Below are 18,595 nucleotides of genomic sequence, written 5' to 3'. Positions count from 1 at the left end.
TGCATCCTGGTCAAATTTTCTTGGCATATTCCAGATTTTCCCATCTACTCAAACGGAACAAAACCTGGGACACTTCATAGTACAGCAAGGTCGATAGGGATGGGGGCTTCGACAATGTGCTGGAAAAATTGTGGCGTGAGTTTGATGTAGGACTCGATGAAGCTTCCCTGATTAGGGTCGCGTGCATCAAACCATAAGTCCCATTCATCCATAATTTGAGTGTGTTTACCACGTGCGCGTACGCCATCGTCCTCTTTGACGGTCACGCGAGCATCAGCCAGGCGCAATAATTGCTCGCGGATATTGGCCAAGTTCCCTGTTGCGCCACCTGTGCCGCGTCCAGTTACTCCGATGGCTTGGAGGAAGTGGTTCATGGAGTGTCCGAGAGGGATGCGGACTGCTTGCTCAAGGTCTATTTTGCCTGCTTTGAGCTTTCCTGCGTTTTCCACGGCACGGGTGACGATGTAGGCCATGATTAGTCGGGGATATTTGCCGTAGGGCAATCCTCCATCGGCGTAGACAACGATTCGGCCTTGTGCTGTCTCTATGACTCGTTTTTCTTCGTCGGTCTTGCGGTATGGAAATAATGCTTGGACGAAGAGTTTGGATGTGTAGCCAATGTCTTGGGCGTTTATAAGTTCTTTTGCTTGATTAACTTCTCGGTCTTGGGCAGTCTTTTGGGCTGCTTGAAGCTGAGCAATTTTTTCTGGTGGCAGTGCCATGGAAGAATCCCTTTTCTGGTGACACTGCTTAACTTCTTGCAAACCGTGTATTTGGTGTATATGAACGAGGACAGAGGGCCACGCCCGTCGCCGGAGTTCGTGGAATGGCTTATGGATCTGCCAGTCAGATGGATTACCGACACGATGGGCGGACTGACTGCAAATCAGCAGAAGACCGCCTTCGGTAACGGGGTCCTGCCACTTCAAGCGCTCGTTGCACTGCGCAGTCTTGCATTACGTATGCAATCACGCTGAGTCGGGCGACCATCAACTGCCGCGCAACGGTCGGCGGAGTTCGGGAACGGTTCGACGGCCGAGCCTCAGATAATGCCTTCGAGGCGTTGCTCGATCTGCGGCTTCGGCATCGCCCCAATGATCTCGCGCACGATTTCACCCTTGTCGAAGACCTTCATCACAGGGATCGAACTGATGTTGTAGCGTGAGGCGATGTCGGGGTTCTCGTCGACATTGAGCTTGGCGATGAGGAGCTTTCCATCCTGCTCAGCTGCAATCTGGTCCAGGACCGGCGCGATCGCACGGCACGGGCCGCACCAGGCTGCCCAGAAGTCCACGAGAACGGGGACCTCGCTCTGGAGCACAACCTCTTCGAAGGCCTGGGTGTCGACGGTGGTGACTTCGCTCATGGGACTGCTTTCCTTCCTATTACACGTCGCGTGCGATAGACCGCGCGCACATCACAACACCCTACCCGGTGGGGGTATTCCCGTGGTGCTAGTTTTAGACCAGTCGCATCGTGGTCAGGCAGGTTTGCGCATCGTCGCCGACGGTCGAAAGTTCGGAGGTGACGGTCTGGCCGTCGTGGGTGATCGAGATCGATGTCTCGATGCCTCGGGGCAGCCAGATCCCGACGAAGCCGTTGTCGAGGGTTCTCAACTCCTCGTCGACGATCGTCTCGCCGGTCGTCGCATCCGTCACCGTTACGGCCACGTCTGCGTTGCGCAGCTCGCCCAGGCATCCGGTCGGGCTGTGGTAGTAGCAATCATGGGTCTGCGACCGATACGGGGCAACGGATACGTAGATCTCGTCACTGGGCAACCGCACCTCTGTCGCGTGCTCGTGCTGATCAGTGAGCGTGACCATCTCCGCAGTGATCGACGTGGTCAAGGTCTCCGTGCGATCGTCCAGCGGGATCGCATCGAGCGTTTCGACCAGCTCCCGCACGTCGAGGCCTTCGAGACCATTCTCGACAAGAATCTCGGCTCCGCTGGCCGAGGTGGCTGAGGGTGAGTCGTTGGCGGCCGCGCATCCGGTGAGCAGGAAAGCGCCGATCACGACGGTGGTTGCAGCGGTTTTCTTCCCGCCGTACTTCGGCAATGACCTGAGGTTTTTCATGGGATTCCTTCTCGTGCCTGCCCGTGGTGCCAATTGGCCATAGTACCCCATAGGGGTAGTGCCTACCTGTGTGATGCGGAAGCGCCCCGCCCGGTACGAGCCCGGGAGGGGGCGCTGCGTTCAGTCGTGCTTGCTGACTTCCGGTTCATGTTCGGCAATGTGCTCGGTCTCGATCTGGAAGGTTGCGTGATGGACGGAGACCTCGAAGTGTCCTGCGACGCAGTCTTTGATCTCTTGGAGCATCTGGGCGGCATGACCGTCGGTGAAGCATTCGTCGTCGACGACGACGTGGGCGGTCAGGGTCGGTAGGCCGGTCGCCACAGTGGAGGCGTGCAGATCATGAACATCCTGGACGTGGTCGAGTTCGAGGATGTGTGAGCGGACTTTGTCGAGGTCGAGGCCCTTAGGAGTGAACTCCATGAGGACGCCGGTGGTCTCGCGCATCAGCTTGAACGCGCGAGGCACGATCAGGGTGGCGATGAACAGTCCGGCGATGGCGTCGGCCTGCATGAACCCGGTCGTGGAGATCACGATCGCCGCGATGATCACTCCGAGTGAGCCGAGGGCGTCGTTGAGGACTTCGAGGAACGCGGCACGCATGTTGAAGTTCGAACCGCGGCTGGAGGCGAGGATGGTGATGGCGATGATGTTCGCGACCAGGCCGATGATGCCGAAGATCAGCAGTTCGCTTGCGGGCACCTCCGGCGGCTCGAACAGTCGCCGGATTCCTTCGATGGCGGCGTACGTGCCCACCACCAGCAGCAGTGCCGACTGTCCGAGGGCTGCGATCACCTCGATACGTCGGAACCCCCAGGTGCGCTTGGAGTTGGCGGGCTTGAGCATCAGCGTCCCGGCGATCAGTGCGACCAGTAGGCCGACGGCATCGGTGATGGCATGGGCGGTGTCGGTTAGCAGTGCGAGGCTGCCGGTGATGACCGAGCCGATGGCCTGGGCGACGACGATCGTCGCGGTGATCGAGAATGCGATCCAGAGTTTCTTGCGGAAATCTCCAGGGTGCCCGGTCTCGCTGGCTGCGGGGCCGTGATTGTGTCCTGCGCCCATGTCTACTTCTTCTCCGTATCTGTCGCGTGGTGGGTATGTGGGAGTCGCAGGTGCGTGCAGAGCAGGGCCTGCGTGCCGGTGGCATCGAGGAGGCATTCGGCAGCGGCGACGAGGGTACGCAGGAGTTCGGGCTGTGTCAGCGAGTACCAGGTGGAGCGCCCTTCCGGGCGCATCGTCGCCAGGCCGCACTCAACGAGAAAGCCGACATGTTTGCTTACCGTGGACTGGGCCAGGCCCATGTGCTCGACCAGATCGCGGACCCGGTGCTCGCCCGAGGCGAGGTGCTGCACGATCGCCAACCTCGTCGGTTCTGCAAATGCCTGGAACAGGTGGGCGTACGCTGCTGTCGCCACCTCGTCGAGGGTTGCCCCCTCTTGTTGATTCATAGTCATATAGCGATTATATCGCTCTATGACGATATTGTCGAGTGTGATCTGTCGCTCGATGCGAAATGAAGCTCAGAGGTTCCGGCGCGCCCGAGGGTGGACTGCCCGCTTCCTGCGACGCGTGCCTTATTGGATTCGGCGGAAAGTGGAGGTGCCTACGGGACTCGAACCCGTGTACAAGGTTTTGCAGACCGCTGCCTATCCTCTCGGCCAAGGCGCCAAGTCGCCGGCAAGATCAGTCGCCCGGCGTGAGGCCGGCAACCAGGTTGAAGGCGCCGGTGAGAATGTTCAGCGACACGACCCCGACGACATCAGAGATCTCACGGTCGCTGTACCCGAACCCCCGAAGCTCGTCGATCTGCTCGTCGGTGATCGACGCAGGCTCACGGTAGACCTGGAGGCCGAGCGCGATCATCGCCGCGACCGGGCCGGTCATCGCCGTACCCTGCTGGGCGAGTGCGATCTCGTTATCGCTGACCCCGAGTGATCGTGCCGCGCTGATGTGCGAGGCCAGGCACATTCCGCATCCTTGCTGCGACTGCACGGCGATCGAAACGAGCTCGCTGACCTTGCGGTCGAGCTTGGCGCGACGCATGGCTTTGCTCAGCTGGAGATAACCGCCGAGCACCGCCGGGGAATGCGCCATCGTCGAGACCATGTCTCCGACCTCGCCGTGCCGCTCGACGAGATCGCCGAGCAAGTCTCGTGAGCTCCCCACTGCGGTCTCAGGGGTCAATCGGGAAAAACGGGGCATAATGCCTCCTTAGTCAGTTTGGTCGCGAGTTCGAGGTTGAACCCGCAGGGATGCGTTCCTGCTGCTGATGCCCGGCATGTACACCGGTCAATAGGTAGAAGTCGCCGGACTCGCGTTGCTGCCGACTCACGATCCCGGCCGCATCCAGGTGCGGTGTGTCATACGTGGCGTGCGCGTGTTCAGCCTCTCTCATAGTCACCAATCCTACCCTTTACCCCTATGGGGTATCAAGTATTATCCGATTGGTTTGAAGGACTCGGAGACGCGTGGCCGGGTGCGGCGGATTGAGGTGAGGCCAGAGACGACGGGTCCGCGCAGGAGTACGTGTCCAGTCGGAAGGGTCAACCGCGTCCAGCGGCCGGCGGTGGAGATCGCGGCCTCTCCTTCGGAGCTGAGGAACCCGAAGACGTAGGCGGCGAACGCGACGCCTTGTGGCAGCGACGCGAGGGCTGTGTCCGGGGTGCCCCAGACCATGCCCCGGATCTTGCGGGCGACATCGTCGCCGGGTTTGTCGGGAAGTGCTTGGGCCACGGCCTCGATGCCGGCACGGACGCTACGCATCAGCGTCAGACTGGACACGTCCGCAATGTATCTCCACCCGTGTTGTGGGGGTTCGACGCTGGTCCAAGCGGGTGCCAGCGAGGTCTCCGGCAGTTCGAGGGACAGGGGGTCGACGGTCGCGGTCAGGGTTTCGACGGTGACGTCGCACTGCAGCTCGGGGTCGGAATGGAGCGTGCGAAGGACGAGGATCGTAGGGGTGCGGTCGAGCGGACCACGGGGCGTTGGTACACCGCACTCATGCGCAGCAGCCCGGCCGCGGCCTGCAAGCGCACGCCGTGGGCGCCGGCTCGCCTGGCCCGTTGAGCGAAAGTGGGCGCATCGCGGGCGGACGGCGTGTCGGTGAGGATCAGGCGTGGAGGGCGTCGTGAGGGCTTCCCGCCGTGTCCTGGAACGCGGCCTCGGGGTCCGGGATTAGGAGCGGACGAGTCGGTTGATGGCGTCGGTGGCTTCCTGTATCTTCTCGACGGCCGCCTCGTCGCTGAGCTTCGCTGCGTCGAGCACACAGTGCTTGAGATGATCGTCGAGTAGACCGGTCGCGACCCCCTGGAGGGCGCGGGTCAGGGCGGATACCTGGGTGAGGATGTCGATGCAGTATTTCTCTTCATCGATCATCTTCGCGATCCCTCGGGCTTGACCCTCAATGCGCTTCATACGGCCGAGGTAGCGCTCCTTGTCGTTGATGTATCCGTGCTGATGAGAATCGGTGTCGACAGACATGGGCATGTCCTTACTTCTGGCGTTCCAGGACGGAACGCGTGCTGGCTTCGGGTGTGAGGTCGATGCGCCGCAGGAGTTGGGCGTTGAGCGCGACGACCACGGTGGAGGCCGACATCAGGATCGCGCCGATCGACATTGGCAGGACGAATCCCACCGGTGCCAGGATGCCGGCCGCAAGCGGCACGGAGATGAGGTTGTATCCGGCGGCCCACCACAGGTTCTGCTTCATCTTACCGTATGCGCGTCGTGAGAGCTGGATGATGGAGAGCACCGACCGGGGGTCGGAGCTGGCCAGGATCACCCCGGCCGAGGCGATGGCGACATCGGTGCCGGCGCCGATCGCGATGCCGACGTCGGCCTGGGCCAGTGCCGGGGCGTCGTTGACGCCGTCGCCGACCATGGCGACCTTCTTGCCCTCGTGCTGCAGTTGGGCGACCTTGGCGGACTTGTCCTCGGGGCGGACGCCGGCGAAGACGCGGTCGATGCCGAGCTCCCGTCCGACCTCGTTCGCCACGGCCTCGGCGTCGCCGGTGATCATGACGACCTCGACGCTCAGGGCGTGGAGGGCGTCGACGGCGTTGCGGGATTCGGGGCGGATCTCGTCGGCGAGCTTGAGGCCGCCGACCACCTGGCCGTCGCGGAGGACGTGCAGGATGATCGCGCCCTCAGAACGCCATTCCTCGGCTGTGCCGACCTCGTGCTGGCCGGTCTCCTCAAGCAGCCGGGGGCCGCCGACGCGGACCTCCTGGCCGGCGACAGTCGCGGTGACTCCGACGGCGGGCGAGGATGAGAAGCCGCTGGCCTGCTGAAGGGCGAGGCCCTTGTCCTTGGCGGCGGCGACGATGGCCTTGGCGAGCGGGTGCTCGCTGTCGGCCTCGGCCGAGGCCGCGAGGGCGAGGACCTGGTCGGCGTCGAGGTCGCCGGTCGGTTCGACGCCGGTGACGGTGGGCTCGCCCTTGGTCAGTGTGCCGGTCTTGTCGAAGAGCACTGCGTCGACCTGCCGCATCGACTCCAGGGCGAGGCGGTCCTTGACCAGCACGCCGCCGCGGGCGGCGCGCTCGGTGGCGATGGAGACCACGAGCGGGATCGCCAGGCCGAGGGCGTGGGGGCAGGCGATGACGAGTACGGTGATGGTACGGACCACGGCCTCGTCGGGCATGCCGATGAGCGTCCAGACGACAGCGGTGACCAGCGCCGCGCCGAGAGCGAACCAGAACAGCCAGGCCGCGGCCTTGTCGGCGATCCGCTGGGCGCGGGAGGAGGAGTTCTGGGCCTCGGTGACGAGCCGGTTGATCCCGGCCAGGGCGGTGTCGTCGCCGGTGGCGGTGATTTTCACCCGCAGGCCGGAGTCGGTGGCGACGGTGCCGGCGGTAGCTGTCTCGCCCTCGCCCCGAGAGACCGGGCGGGACTCGCCGGTGATCATGGACTCGTCCATGTCGGCGCGGCCGTCGACGATGGTGCCGTCGGCCGGAACGCTGCCGCCGGGGCGCACGATCACGACGTCACCCACAACGAGGTCGGCTGGGGCCACCTTAACGACGTTCTCGCCCTCGACGCGCTCGGCCTCGTCGGGCAGCAGTGCAGCCAACGAGTCGAGCGCCGAGGTGGTCTGGGCCAGGGAGCGCATCTCGATCCAGTGGCCCAGCAGCATGATCACGATCAGCAGCGCCAGCTCCCACCAGAACTCCAGCTCGTGATGGACAAGCCCGAGGGTCGCGGCCCAGGAGGCGAAGAAGGCCACCGTGATCGCCAGAGCGATGAGCAGCATCATCCCGGGCTTGCGGGACTTCAACTCGCTGACGGCGCCGGTGAGGAAGGGCCTGCCGCCCCAGACGTACATGACGGTGCCCAGTACCGCGGCGACCCAGCCCGCCCAGCCGGGGACCTCGTAGCCCAGCAGCATGGAGAACATCGGCGAGAGGGTGACCGCGGGGATGGCGATGACGAGGTTGATCCAAAACAGCCGGCGGAACTGGCCAACGTGGTCCCCGTGGCCGCCATGGCCGCTGTGATCTCCGTGGCCGCCATGGCCGCTGTGATCTCCGTGGCCGCCATGGCCGCTGTGATCTCCGTGGACACCGTTCTCATCGAGGCCCGTGTGGTCTGAGTGCTGCCCGTGGTTCATGGCGTGGCCCTGGTGTCCAGTGTGCTGGCCCTCGTGCGTGCCGTGCGCCTCCGCCGAGGCGTGCGCGGACACAGACCCGTGGTGATGCTCGCCGTGAGCGGGTGCATCGGTTCCGTGACCGTGGTGCTGGTGTGAGTTCGGGTCCGTCATCGTTCTTCTCCTTCGTCATCGAGCCATGCCGCTCACCCGGTCGCCGGGCAAGCGAACGTCGGCTCAGGGCGCTGGTTGGATCTCGCTCTCGACGACCCACTTGTGGTTCGTCATCTTCATGCCGTCCGTCTCGTAGTCGACCATGTAGACCGTCTCATCGGTGGACGAAGCGATGGTGGCCCTCGCGCCCTCCATGCCCTCCATGTGCTTGGCGAGCAGCGTCACCGCTGTGCCATCGGTCAGGCGCTCGTCGCCGGCATCCTCGATTTCTTCCTGCACGACCCACTTGTGGTCCGTGACGGGGTCGCCGCCACCTGCGTTAGTGTAGTTCACGGAGTACGTGTACGTGTCGAATGCGCCGGAGATCGTCGCTGTCGCACCGTCCATGCCTTCCATGTGGTCGGCCGTGAGCTGTACCTCTGTGCCGACCGGGTATGTGGGGTCACTGGCTTCGGCGATACCCTCGGGTGCCGGTCCGCCGTCCATCGGGTGCTCCATCGAGTGATCCATTTCCTCATCTCCGCTTTCTGCATTGTCGCCGCCGTGGCCCTGCTCCTCAGTAGCCGAAGGGTCGGTCTGCTGGTCTTCGTCTGCTCCGCTGCTGCAACCGGCGAGCACGAGTGTCACTCCGAGCACTCCTGCTGCCAGCCCTGCTCGCAGTCTCCTCTGCATGTCAGCTCCTTTCATCATGACACCTACCCTATACCCCCCAGGGGTACTAGTCAAGGATTGCGCGTTGTACCGGCGTGAATCGATCGAATTGTCCTTCTCAGAGGGACTGCTCATGTTGGATGGGCAATGCGGCGATGAGGGGATGGTCGAAGCCCGCCGGTCCGATCTTCGCGGCTCCACCGGGAGAACCAAATTCGTCGAAGAACTCGACGTTGGCCTTGTAGTAGTCAGACCATTCGTCGGGCAGGTCGTCTTCGTAGTAGATGGCCTCGACGGGACAAACCGGTTCGCAGGCTCCGCAGTCAACGCATTCGTCGGGATGGATGTAGAGCGAGCGTTCGCCCTCGTAGATGCAGTCGACAGGACATTCGTCGATGCAGGCGCGGTCCTTGACGTCCGCGCAGGGAAGCGCGATCGCATAGGTCATGGCTGCTCTTCTTGGTCGGGTGCGGTTCGGCGGCGAGAGTCGGTGGGGAGTTCGGAGAAGTCGTCAGTCTCTGCCGGATCTGCGGCCGGCTAAGGAATGCGCAGGCGTAGGACGGTGGCTGCAAGGCTGAGGGCGATGATGATCGCACCGAGGACTGTCATCGTTCCTGACAGGGTGAGTACCGGCACGAGCAACCCGGCGACGATGGTGGGCACGCCGAATGCCAGGTAGGCGACCGTGTAGATCACAGCCATCACGGCGGCGCGTTCCGACGATGCCGTGTGGGGCATGAGTGTGCGCAGCACCCCGAGGAACGCTGTGCCGAACCCGGAACCGGCGATCGCGACCGACACGACGTAGGCCGGGTAGGAACCGAGTGCGAGGGCGACGATGCTCGCTGCGGTGCCGAATGCCAGGGCGCTGGTCGCATACAGGCTGATGGTGCGGGCGGAACGCCGCTGCAGGACGGACGAGGCGGTGATTCCGGAGATCGCCAGTGCGAAGATGACGATGCCCGCGTGGGTGTGCGTGGAGCCCCCGAGCTCACTGCCGACGAGGCCGGCTCCGAGCGCGAGGAAGAGTCCGTTGGTCGCCCACCCGGCGATAATCGCGGGCACACCGGCGGTGAACATGCGGCGCAGGTGCAGTGGCACCATAAACCGCGGGCGGAGGTCGCCACGTCGTATCCGGGTCTTGGGGACCAGTTCCGGTGTGCTCCACACCGTCGCTGCCACGGTGAGGAAGGCGAGCACGAGCGGGCCGAAGACCGCAGTTGTCGGTTCGGGGGTGAGATCGAGGAGCAGCGCAGCACCGAGTGCCCCGGTCCCGAGACCGATCATCGGCCCGATCGTGTTCCACAGGGCTGCGATGTTCGGATGCGACGGCGGCTCGAAGTCGATCATCATCGCCGACAGGGCCGGGATGAGCAGACCCGCTGCGAGTCCTTGCAGAGCGCGGGCGACCAGGAGTGTCGCGAGGCTGTCGGCGAACCAGAACATGGCCAGGCTGAGTGCCAGCGCCAGGGAACCGGCGGTTACGACCGGACGTCGGCCGATGTGATCGGAGAGCGGTCCGAGGTAGAGCAGCGCGGCCAGGAGGGTGAAGGTGTAGACCGCGAATACGAGTGTGGTGGCGACGGGGACGAGTCCGAGCTGTTCTGCGATCTGGGGGTAGAACAACGACGGCGCGCTGGCAGCCGCCATCATGAGAATGGTCGCTGCCATCGCGAGCGCGAAACCCCGCCGCGGGATCTGCCTCGTATAGTCGCCCGCCATCGTCTATGCCTGCAGGCCGTGGAGCTGCTGACCCCACTGGTAGACGGTGCCGACCGCGTCGATGCCGGTGACGCCGACGACGGTGCCGTCGGTCTCGTGGCGCACGATGAACTCCTCGCCGGCTTCCACCTGGGCGTCTGCACCAGCGGTGTACCCGACTCCGGAGATCATCTGACCGTAGACCAGCGCCATGTAGGGGCTGCGCGGCAGGTAGGTGCCCGGATCGTCGCTGATGTCGAGGTCGTGCAGTGCGGCCTGTGCGGCGTGCGTGCCCTGCGCGGCGGCGTCTTCCCAATGGTCGATGCGCCAGACGCCCAGTGCTTCGTCGTGATGCGTAGCTACACCTCCGGCGGCGTAGACGTGGTCTGCTGCGGCACGGAGGCGATCATCGACGTCGATGCCGTTCGTCCACGGCGACGGGGCTGCGGGCGTCGTGCCGAGCGCAACGAGGAGTAAGTCGGCCACGATGCGTTGATCGTCGTCGAGGGTGATGGCAACACCGGATTCTGTTTCGTCGACATGCTGGAGAGTGCGACCGAATCGAGTCTGCACCTTGGCGGCATGGTCAGCGGCGAGGCGCTCAGCCACCGGCGCCCCAAACGCTCCGATGCCGGGAACAGAACTGCGAGAGACCAGCATGACCATGTGTCCGTCGGCTTGCAGCGACGAAGCGGTCTCGGCTGCGATGATTCCGCCGCCATAGATCGTCACTCGCGCCGGCCGTGCCAGGCTGGTCAGCAGATCGCGGATACCCATGGCATCTTCCAAGGAGTGCAGAGCAGTGACCCGGCCTTGTCCGACGTCGTCGCCTTCGAGTACACCCGCGGGCAGAGAGCGGGGCACGCTCCCTGTCGCGACAATGAGCGCGTCGTAGGAGACCTGCGCGCCGGAGGTCAGTTGGACCCGCTTCGCCGTAGTATCGACATCGAGCACGGTGTCGGCGATGACCTCAATCTGAGGTAGCGGGAGCTTGATCATCTCCGGCGGGGTCGGGCCGAACGCGATTCCTTTGATGAGCATTCGCGTGTAAGGCGTCTCCCCGGTGCGGGTCACCATCGTCACCCGGACGTCGTCACGTGTGGCGAGAGTGCGGGCGGCTGCGGCTCCGGCTGCTCCTGAACCGAGGATGAGGACGTGTTGTGTGGTCATAGGGAAACTCCTGGGCTGCAGGTCGTGATCGATTTGGTGTGCGGGCGTCAGGAGCGAACGAGACGGGCGATGGCCTCGGATGCCTCGCCGAGCCTCTGCTCGCTGACTGGTCCACCGGCGAGGGCGGCGTCGAGGACGCAATGCTTGAGGTGATCGTCGAGCAGTCCGAGGGCGACGTTTTCGAGTGCCCTGGTGGCTGCGGAGATCTGGGTGAAGATGTCGATGCAGTAGCGGTCCTCATCGATCATCCGATCGATGCCGCGGATTTGGCCTTCGAGGCGCCGCAGGCGATTGCGGTACGTCGCCTTGTCGCTGATGTATCCGTGGACGGACGGATCGCCGTCGCCTCCCGCCGGGCAGGTGTCGATGTGAGGTTCGGTCATTGAGGTCGGGGTGGTCATGTCGGTTCGCTCCGATCAGGTGCCGGGGTGCCGCAGCGGTGCCGCGGCACCCCGGCACGCTGGTGGATTACGCCATGTTGGCGGCGTATTTGGCGGGGTCCGAATCAAATGCGGGGCCGCAGCCGGCGCAGCAGAAGTAGTAGCGCTCGCCCTTGAAGTCGCGGTAGAGGCCGGCGGCCTCGGCGGTCTTCTTGCTGACCGGGGTGCCGACCATGACCGGGCAGGTGGTCATGTCATCGGCGCCCCCGCCGAGCAGGTTCTCGCGTCCACCGTTCTCGGCGGCGGGGTTAGTCTCGTTCGTGCTACAGCAGTTGCTCATTTTCTGGTGTTCCTTCTGTATCGGATTCGTATGGATGGGTGGGTTCTGTATCGGATTGGTATGGATGGGTGGGTTCTCGTTCGTCACTTCGTGGCGACGCTCTTGAACCCGCGCAGGCGGAGGCTGTTGCCGACGACGAAGACGCTGGAGAACGCCATCGCCGCGCCTGCGAGCATGGGGTTGAGCATGCCCAGCGCTGCGACTGGGATCGCGGCGGTGTTATAGGCGAATGCCCAGAACAGGTTGGTCTTGATCGTCGAAAGTGTCTTCCGAGACAGACGGATCGCGTCGACCGCGGCCCGCAGGTCGCCGCGGACCAGGGTGATGTCGGAGGCCTCGATCGCGACGTCCGTGCCGGTGCCCATCGCCAGGCCCAGATCGGCCTGCGCGAGCGCGGGGGCGTCGTTGACGCCGTCGCCGACCATCGCGACGATCTTGCCCTCGCCCTGGAGACGGGTGACGACGTCGACCTTGTCCTTGGGCAGCACCTCGGCGATGACCTCCTCGATGCCGACCTCGGCGGCGATCTGGCGGGCCACGGCCTCATTGTCACCGGTGAGCAGCACCGGGGTCAGGCCGATCTCCTTGAGCCCGCGGATCGCCTCCGCGCTCGTGGGCTTGACGGTGTCGGCGACGACGAGGATGCCGCGCGCAGCACCGTCCCAGCCGATCGCGACGACCGTCTTGCCTTCACCCTCAGCTTGAGCCTTCGCCCGTGCGACCTCCGGAGAGAGCTTCTGTGACCAGTCGGCCAGCAGCGACTCGCGTCCGACGACGACCGGGGTGCCCTCGACGATGCCCTGCACGCCCTTGCCTTCAACATTGGCGAAGTCCTCGGGCGTGGGCAACTGGCCGACTTCCTGGGTGGCGCCCTTGGCGATCGCCTGCGCGATCGGGTGCTCCGAGGAGTCCTCCAACGCACCCGCGAAGCGCAGCAGCTCGGCACGGTCCACACCGGATTCGGTGATCACATCTGTCAGGGTCATCTTGCCGCTGGTGACGGTACCGGTCTTGTCGAGCACGACGGTATCGACCTTGCGGGTGGACTCCAGCACCTCTGGGCCCTTGATGAGGATGCCCATCTGCGCCCCGCGGCCGGTGCCGACCAGCAGCGCGGTCGGAGTCGCGAGTCCCAGCGCGCAGGGGCAGGCGATAACGAGCACGGCGACCGCTGCGGTGAACGCGGCGGCGACGGGGAATCCGGCTCCCAGCCAGGCGCCGAGGGTGATGAACGCGACGACGATGACGATCGGCACGAACACGCCGGAGATCGTGTCAGCCAGACGCTGCACCTCGGCCTTGCCAGTCTGCGCATCCTCGACGAGCTTCGCCATCTGCGCAAGCTGCGTGTCCGAACCGACACGGGTCGCCCGCACGACAAGGCGGCCGCCCGCGTTGACGGTGGCACCGGTGACCGAGTCGCCCTCGCGGACCTCGACCGGTACGGACTCGCCGGTGAGCATGGAGGCGTCCACCGCGGAGGAGCCGGAGACCACGATGCCGTCGGTGGCGATCTTCTCACCCGGACGAACGATGAACTCGTCGCCGACCTGGAGGTCAGAGGTGGGGATCTTCACCTCAACGCCGTCGCGGAGCACGGCGACTTCCTTCGCGCCGAGCTCCAGGAGGGCGCGCAGCGCGGCCCCGGCCTGGCGTTTGGAGCGCTTCTCGAAGTAGCGGCCGGCGAGGATGAACATCGTCACGCCCGCGCCAACTTCGAGATAGATGTTCGCCGCGCCATCCGAGGGAGCGATCGTGAACTCGAACGGGTGCGTCATCCCGGGTGTGCCAGCGGTTCCGAAGAATAGTGCGTAGACGGACCACAGCAGTGCGACCGAGGTGCCCATCGAGATGAGTGTGTCCATCGTCGCGGTACCGTGCTTGAGGTTCGTCCATGCGGCCTTATGGAACGGCCAGGCTGCCCAGATGATCACCGGGGCGGCAAGCGCGAGTGAGGCCCACTGCCAATATACGAACTGCAGTGCGGGGATCATGGCCATGGCGATCACGGGAACCGTGAGCACAATGGCGCCGACTAGCCGATGGCGCAGCGAGGTGAGCTCAGTGTCTTCCTCCTCCCCGGCCTCGGTCTCCGACGTGTTCGCCGTGGTGCCCTTGGGCTTGGGCAGCGCAGCCGTGTAGCCGGTCTTCTCGACCTCGGCGACCAGCAGGCCCGGATCGTAGCCGGCAGGCACGGTGACCTTGGCCTTCTCGGTGGCGTAGTTGACCGTGGCCGCGACGCCCTCGAGCTTGTTCAGCTTCTTCTCGATCCGGTTCGCACAGGAGGCGCAGGTCATCCCGCCGATCTCCAGCTCGATGTCCGGCCCACCGATGGGGGGCGCTAATGTACTCATCCTCTTCCTTCTCTCTTCATCTCTCGTGCGACGCCAGGCCCTGCGGGTCAGTGGCCGCCGGTATGCGAATCGTCTGTCTGCGAGCCGTCACCATGCTCGGCGTCGATCACGAACTCGGCGGTGTGCACCTGCCCATCGACCTGGAAGTCCAGGTAGAGCAGGTAACGGTCGGCGGTCGGGGCCTCCGCTGCGAATCCGATCTCGGGTCCGGCCGTGTCCCTGGCCTGGGGCTCGTCGCCCTCGGCGTGGACGTGCAAGTAGGCGAGGTCGCCTTCGCGCAGCGCCACCAGGTGGCCAAACGCGCCCAGGTAGGGCTCCAGCGTGGTCACCGGCTGACCGTCGCGCTCGACCGAGATGGTGAGCTCGCTTGAGGTGCCGGCGGTAAGGTCGCCATTCAGGGAGACGGTGTATCCGTCGACCTCGTCGGTGGTCTGTGACTCGGTCTCAACAGGGGCGAAGTCGCCCGCCACCTCGACGGCGCGAGTCAGGGTGATCCCTTCGGCTCCCTCGCCCTCGGGTGTGAAGTCGGCGTACACGCGGTAGGTGCCCGCCTCGTCCCAGGTCCACGGCACCGACCAAGTGCCTGTGCTCGTGTCAAGCTCGGGGTGCACGTGCTGGAAACCAGTACCATCGGTGCGAACGGCGATCAGATGCAGGTCCTTCTCGTGCGCGGTAGTGTACTCGGTCACCGCTTCGCCGGACTCGTCGAGGATCTGGAAACTCAGGTCTCCATCCTCGCCTGCAGCCGTGGGAGCCTGGACTGGGGAAAGTACGAAGCCGTCCGCGCTTGCGGAGACCCCGTTCAGAGTGGGCTCCGCAGTTTCTTGCGCAGCGCCGCCGTGTCCTTCACCGTGTGTGTTCACGTCACTTCCTTCTGCCCATGCTGCTACGAAGCTGTCAGGAATGACGGCGCCGGCAAGGCCGAAGGCCCCGCCGAACGCCACCACCAGCCCGGCCCCGTAGAGCGCAAGCCGTCCTCCGGCCTTCATCAGACACGCACCGCCGAGTAGCCGGCCTCCTCGACCGCCGCGAGGACCTTGGCATCGTCAATCTCGCCCTCGGCGGTGACGTTAAGCTTGCCGGTCTGCGCGCTGACCTGGATGTCCTGGACGCCGGGGATCTCACCGACTTCCTCGCGGACCGACATCTCGCAGTGCCCGCAGGTCATGCCCGTCACCTGGTAATTGTTCGAAGCCATTATGTATCCTCCTTGTGTCTCTGTAGTACCCCTACCGGGTACCTGTACAAGTCAACAGTATACCCCTGGCAGGTATTCCGCAAGAAGGGGGTGGTCGTATGAGCCACATCGCACGCGTGCTGCAGACGATGGCTGGAGCGTCCGACATGCGCCTCGTGGCGAAACGATGCTGCGGGGCGACCCGCTGGACGGTGTCGCTGCGCGTCGGAGAGTAGTGGTCCCGGTCTAATGAGAACCGTGGACTTCCTTGCCACGTCGGCGAAGGCAGTGACGACCGGTACGGGCCGGACACCACCAAACACCGATCAGTCGCTGGTGCTCATGGTACGAAGCCGGCCATGTCAACTGGATTCGCAGGCGTTCGAGATTGGTGAGTGGAACAGACGAATCCCAGCTGGAGTGCTCAGTTACGCCGGAGACAGTTAGCAGCCCCTGTGCAGGCATTAGTCAGGAAAAATAACCCCTCACAGGTTGCTGGCACTGACGCTTTTAAAAACAAAGGGTTCGGCGCACTCGTGCAGGCGGCCCGGGAGTCTCAGGGAGTCTTCGAAACCATCACGGCAGATCCAGGCAACCTCAATAAGTTCCTGGAGGTGCTAGCGCACATGATTGTCGCCGCCAAGGACGAGCAGCAGTCAAAGTAATCATCACGATAGGCACCCTGTATTAGTGATTACCGGTAGGGGTGCCCTCATCTAGTAGTTACGTGGCGAGAACGGATGATTACCGTAGGAGTTGCACTCTTAGTACTCTGAAGTGTTCGTATTCGATTGACTCAGAAATCATTAACGAGTTCTAGCCCTGCCTGAGGGGCGAGAGGCAGGGCTAGAACTTATACATAGTGGCCGTTCGGGGGGAAGCAGCCTATAACCATTGTGCGGAGCTTCGACAAAAGTTACAAGGGATTGTTCACTCCAGTGAGCATTGGCAGTGAGGAAGAAAGTACTGGGGTTTATCTATGTGGTTTCTCTTTAAAGGCTCTTTGGTTATCTGTAGTCCTGGAGGCTGTGGTGCTTGGAGTAGTCCTGGTTGCCTCGGTGACAACCAAGCCTTTGATTTGGACGGCAGTACACATGAGTACCGCTAACCCCTATGATCCATAGTCGATGTCTTGTATCTATGCAGGATACTCTGCGGTTTTAGCATTTGTTGCAATATATTTCAAACACTGTTACTGCAGGTAAAACATATCTTTATGTGTGTCTCGGGTTAAGTAGCAAAAAGTGTGTCTGAGTTACAGCGATCTTGCTGCTCAGGCTGGGTAAATCGGGCGGATATAAGGTCTTTATGCTTATATCCGCCCGTTTCGTGTTCAATCCATCGGAATGGCACCCGCATGTGCTAGCCGGGGGTTGGTGTGCTTTCCGGGTGAGTAAAAACAGACCACGATGCCCGGTATGTGCTGGGCAAATGAAGAAAAACGGAACCACATCCAAAGGCACAACTAGGTGGCGGTGCAAAGACCCGAACTGCGGCAGCTCCACGACACGAACTCGCACCGATCTCACGCAGGCCCGCAACTTTAAAGCCTTCGTCTCTTATGTCACCTCCACAGCGACGTTGTCTGAACTCGCCGGGCAACAAAGGGTGAGTCGTTGGACACTTGATCGCCGATTCGAACCGTTTTGGCTCATCGACGTCCCCAACGACGGTGCCCCGCAGCGCGTCTACGATCAGATCTTCATCGACGGCACCTACACCGCGGCTGGCTGCCTACTTGTGGCAGCCAGCCGCGACCACGTCATTGCGTGGCACTGGACCAAACACGAAACAGCCCACGCATACACGCAGCTACTTCGCAAAATCGCCGAGCCACTCTGCGTCGTCCTCGACGGCGGACAAGGCGCACTCACCGCGATTAAAGCCTGCTGGCCAAACGTGATGATTCAGCGTTGTCTCGTCCACGCACAACGCGTCATCCGCCGCTACACCACCTCACGGCCGCGCACCGACGCTGGCAAAACCATCTACGCACTGGCGCTGAAACTAACCCGTGTCACCACGCTCGACCAGGCACGGGAGTGGACGCTACGCCTGCACGACTTCGGTCAGGTATTCAAAGCATTCCTCAACGAGAAAACACCCGTGCCAAAAGAACGCCGAACACCCAATAACCAGTGGGAATGGACTCATCTACGGGTACGCAAAGCCTACAACTCACTGCTGCACCTCTCGCGCAACAATTGGCTGTTTACCTACCTTAAGCCACCACCGAATGCGCTTGATCCTAACCGCTGGGCTTCAACGACAAACAGTCTTGAAGGCGGCATAAACGCCCAGCTCAAACGCATCGCCGATGCGCACCGAGGCAGGTCTGGGGAACGTCAACGAAAAATGCTTGAGTGGTACCTCCACACCAAAAAGCAACTGCCTGACGATCCGCTAAATATCGCCAGGCAGTGCAATTATGGCCAAGATCAACTCGCCAAAGTCAACGATCTTGCCGAAGAAGACCACAACAAAGCCGACCAAGAAACAGGCCGACCAGCCTTCTACGACAACGCTATCCCAACCGAGTACGAACACTCGATAGGAATCAGAAAAGGCCCCATGAAGTAACTAACCGTGTACCCGCCCCGCAACACGCCGAACGGACACACATTCTGCTACTTAACCCTGTGTCTCGCACAAAATGACAGTCATGTGTTTTACAGTTGAGAGATACTAAAGACGAAAGAAGGCCACTCGGCGGCAACCAAGTGACCTTCGCTTATCACCCAGTAGTAGCTGGGGGAAAGCATGTGCATGATTCTATCTAATGATTCCTCTCCGGGCACTTTGACCGGTGCGCGTGTTGGTACGCCATCTAGAGTGCGCCAGGATTGCGCAGGTCTAGATGATACTCCGGCAAGTCAGCTTGACCGGGAAAAACTTCTCCAGCATCTTGGGCGTGATGGGGTTGCCCGCAAATCGTGGACACGTAGTGGGGCTACCTAGTGCTTAGGCAGCTATTTCTTTTCTACTGGTGGTT

The 18,595-nt window shown here is 62.9% G+C and carries 20 protein-coding genes and 1 tRNA gene; 2 read left to right on the top strand and 19 right to left on the bottom strand.

Annotation, left to right across the window (positions count from 1 at the left end):
- Positions 1–74: 74 nt before the first annotated feature.
- The 19 genes from QP965_RS11255 to QP965_RS11165 all read right to left on the bottom strand — a co-directional run bounded on the left by QP965_RS11255 (position 75) and on the right by QP965_RS11165 (position 15,624).
- Complete coding sequence (locus QP965_RS11255; protein WP_284844941.1) at positions 75–722, bottom strand: replication protein RepA; 648 nt, start codon at positions 720–722, stop codon at positions 75–77.
- Positions 723–1,042: 320 nt separating this feature from the next.
- Complete coding sequence (trxA, locus tag QP965_RS11250) at positions 1,043–1,366, bottom strand: thioredoxin (protein WP_099299417.1); 324 nt, start codon at positions 1,364–1,366, stop codon at positions 1,043–1,045.
- Between the two features lie 94 nt (positions 1,367–1,460).
- Positions 1,461–2,075 (bottom strand): CueP family metal-binding protein, encoded by a 615-nt coding sequence (locus QP965_RS11245; protein WP_180965366.1) that lies wholly within the window; start codon positions 2,073–2,075, stop codon positions 1,461–1,463.
- 120 nt (positions 2,076–2,195) lie between these two features.
- Positions 2,196–3,137: a cation diffusion facilitator family transporter gene (locus tag QP965_RS11240; RefSeq protein WP_070478530.1), complete on the bottom strand. Its 942-nt coding sequence runs from the start codon at positions 3,135–3,137 to the stop codon at positions 2,196–2,198.
- A gap of 2 nt (positions 3,138–3,139) precedes the next feature.
- The gene (locus QP965_RS11235; protein WP_070478528.1) at positions 3,140–3,529 is read right to left on the bottom strand and encodes an ArsR/SmtB family transcription factor; all 390 of its coding nucleotides are present in this window, start codon (positions 3,527–3,529) and stop codon (positions 3,140–3,142) included.
- 140 nt (positions 3,530–3,669) lie between these two features.
- A tRNA-Cys gene (locus QP965_RS11230) sits at positions 3,670–3,743 on the bottom strand.
- Between the two features lie 15 nt (positions 3,744–3,758).
- On the bottom strand, positions 3,759–4,223 hold the full coding sequence (locus QP965_RS11225; protein WP_228073733.1) for a carboxymuconolactone decarboxylase family protein: 465 nt from the start codon (positions 4,221–4,223) through the stop codon (positions 3,759–3,761).
- Between the two features lie 288 nt (positions 4,224–4,511).
- Positions 4,512–4,916, bottom strand: coding sequence for a DUF8185 domain-containing protein (locus tag QP965_RS11220; protein WP_473938815.1), 405 nt, complete (start codon positions 4,914–4,916; stop codon positions 4,512–4,514).
- Between the two features lie 333 nt (positions 4,917–5,249).
- Complete coding sequence (locus QP965_RS11215) at positions 5,250–5,555, bottom strand: metal-sensitive transcriptional regulator (RefSeq protein ID WP_070478524.1); 306 nt, start codon at positions 5,553–5,555, stop codon at positions 5,250–5,252.
- A gap of 10 nt (positions 5,556–5,565) precedes the next feature.
- A complete protein-coding gene (locus QP965_RS11210; RefSeq protein WP_502869271.1) occupies positions 5,566–7,467 on the bottom strand; it encodes a heavy metal translocating P-type ATPase in 1,902 nt (633 codons plus the stop codon).
- Positions 7,468–7,893: 426 nt separating this feature from the next.
- Entirely contained in the window at positions 7,894–8,502 is a 609-nt protein-coding gene (locus QP965_RS11205; RefSeq protein ID WP_070478521.1) for a YdhK family protein, read from the bottom strand.
- A 97-nt stretch (positions 8,503–8,599) separates the two neighbouring features.
- Positions 8,600–8,929 carry a ferredoxin gene (gene fdxA, locus QP965_RS11200; RefSeq protein WP_070478519.1) on the bottom strand — a complete coding sequence of 110 codons (330 nt, stop codon included), beginning with the start codon at positions 8,927–8,929 and terminating at the stop codon, positions 8,600–8,602.
- A gap of 89 nt (positions 8,930–9,018) precedes the next feature.
- Positions 9,019–10,203, bottom strand: coding sequence for an MFS transporter (locus QP965_RS11195; RefSeq protein ID WP_284844940.1), 1,185 nt, complete (start codon positions 10,201–10,203; stop codon positions 9,019–9,021).
- A 3-nt stretch (positions 10,204–10,206) separates the two neighbouring features.
- Positions 10,207–11,352 carry an FAD-dependent oxidoreductase gene (locus QP965_RS11190; protein ID WP_070478515.1) on the bottom strand — a complete coding sequence of 382 codons (1,146 nt, stop codon included), beginning with the start codon at positions 11,350–11,352 and terminating at the stop codon, positions 10,207–10,209.
- A gap of 47 nt (positions 11,353–11,399) precedes the next feature.
- On the bottom strand, positions 11,400–11,735 hold the full coding sequence (locus QP965_RS11185; protein ID WP_070478537.1) for a metal-sensitive transcriptional regulator: 336 nt from the start codon (positions 11,733–11,735) through the stop codon (positions 11,400–11,402).
- An 85-nt stretch (positions 11,736–11,820) separates the two neighbouring features.
- Positions 11,821–12,072 carry a YHS domain-containing protein gene (locus tag QP965_RS11180; RefSeq protein ID WP_070478513.1) on the bottom strand — a complete coding sequence of 84 codons (252 nt, stop codon included), beginning with the start codon at positions 12,070–12,072 and terminating at the stop codon, positions 11,821–11,823.
- Between the two features lie 83 nt (positions 12,073–12,155).
- Positions 12,156–14,426, bottom strand: coding sequence for a heavy metal translocating P-type ATPase (locus QP965_RS11175; RefSeq protein ID WP_070478511.1), 2,271 nt, complete (start codon positions 14,424–14,426; stop codon positions 12,156–12,158).
- 47 nt (positions 14,427–14,473) lie between these two features.
- Positions 14,474–15,415 (bottom strand): DUF8832 domain-containing protein, encoded by a 942-nt coding sequence (locus tag QP965_RS11170; protein WP_070478510.1) that lies wholly within the window; start codon positions 15,413–15,415, stop codon positions 14,474–14,476.
- Positions 15,415–15,624 (bottom strand): heavy-metal-associated domain-containing protein, encoded by a 210-nt coding sequence (locus QP965_RS11165; protein WP_070478508.1) that lies wholly within the window; start codon positions 15,622–15,624, stop codon positions 15,415–15,417. The genes QP965_RS11170 and QP965_RS11165 overlap by 1 nt, the downstream gene beginning before the upstream one ends.
- Before the next feature lie 515 nt (positions 15,625–16,139).
- Here QP965_RS11165 and QP965_RS11160 point away from each other — a divergent pair.
- Positions 16,140–16,268, top strand: a complete 129-nt coding sequence (locus QP965_RS11160) for a hypothetical protein (protein WP_284844939.1) — start codon at positions 16,140–16,142, stop codon at positions 16,266–16,268.
- A gap of 724 nt (positions 16,269–16,992) precedes the next feature.
- Positions 16,993–18,183, top strand: a complete 1,191-nt coding sequence (locus QP965_RS11155; protein ID WP_165764378.1) for an IS1249 family transposase — start codon at positions 16,993–16,995, stop codon at positions 18,181–18,183.
- Positions 18,184–18,595 lie beyond the last annotated feature (412 nt).

This window comes from Corynebacterium sp. MSK074 (assembly GCF_030229735.1).
Classification (GTDB): Bacteria; Actinomycetota; Actinomycetes; order Mycobacteriales; family Mycobacteriaceae; genus Corynebacterium.
The sequence above is the reverse complement of the archived record's forward strand: the minus strand, read 5'-3'. Positions and strand labels throughout refer to the sequence as shown.

Bases quoted from the DNA above. Each gene is read 5' to 3' on its own strand.
- QP965_RS11255 (WP_284844941.1), bottom strand. From the start codon at position 722: ATGGCACTGCCACCAGAAAAAATTGCTCAGCTTCAAGCAGCCCAAAAG.
- trxA (WP_099299417.1), bottom strand. From the start codon at position 1,366: ATGAGCGAAGTCACCACCGTCGACACCCAGGCCTTCGAAGAGGTTGTG.
- QP965_RS11245 (WP_180965366.1), bottom strand. From the start codon at position 2,075: ATGAAAAACCTCAGGTCATTGCCGAAGTACGGCGGGAAGAAAACCGCT.
- QP965_RS11240 (WP_070478530.1), bottom strand. From the start codon at position 3,137: ATGGGCGCAGGACACAATCACGGCCCCGCAGCCAGCGAGACCGGGCAC.
- QP965_RS11235 (WP_070478528.1), bottom strand. From the start codon at position 3,529: ATGACTATGAATCAACAAGAGGGGGCAACCCTCGACGAGGTGGCGACA.
- QP965_RS11215 (WP_070478524.1), bottom strand. From the start codon at position 5,555: ATGTCTGTCGACACCGATTCTCATCAGCACGGATACATCAACGACAAG.
- QP965_RS11210 (WP_502869271.1), bottom strand. From the start codon at position 7,467: ATGTTCTCCATGCTGCTGGGCTACGAGGTCCCCGGCTGGGCGGGCTGG.
- QP965_RS11205 (WP_070478521.1), bottom strand. From the start codon at position 8,502: ATGCAGAGGAGACTGCGAGCAGGGCTGGCAGCAGGAGTGCTCGGAGTG.
- fdxA (WP_070478519.1), bottom strand. From the start codon at position 8,929: ATGACCTATGCGATCGCGCTTCCCTGCGCGGACGTCAAGGACCGCGCC.
- QP965_RS11195 (WP_284844940.1), bottom strand. From the start codon at position 10,203: ATGGCGGGCGACTATACGAGGCAGATCCCGCGGCGGGGTTTCGCGCTC.
- QP965_RS11190 (WP_070478515.1), bottom strand. From the start codon at position 11,352: ATGACCACACAACACGTCCTCATCCTCGGTTCAGGAGCAGCCGGAGCC.
- QP965_RS11185 (WP_070478537.1), bottom strand. From the start codon at position 11,735: ATGACCGAACCTCACATCGACACCTGCCCGGCGGGAGGCGACGGCGAT.
- QP965_RS11180 (WP_070478513.1), bottom strand. From the start codon at position 12,072: ATGAGCAACTGCTGTAGCACGAACGAGACTAACCCCGCCGCCGAGAAC.
- QP965_RS11175 (WP_070478511.1), bottom strand. From the start codon at position 14,426: ATGAGTACATTAGCGCCCCCCATCGGTGGGCCGGACATCGAGCTGGAG.
- QP965_RS11170 (WP_070478510.1), bottom strand. From the start codon at position 15,415: ATGAAGGCCGGAGGACGGCTTGCGCTCTACGGGGCCGGGCTGGTGGTG.
- QP965_RS11165 (WP_070478508.1), bottom strand. From the start codon at position 15,624: ATGGCTTCGAACAATTACCAGGTGACGGGCATGACCTGCGGGCACTGC.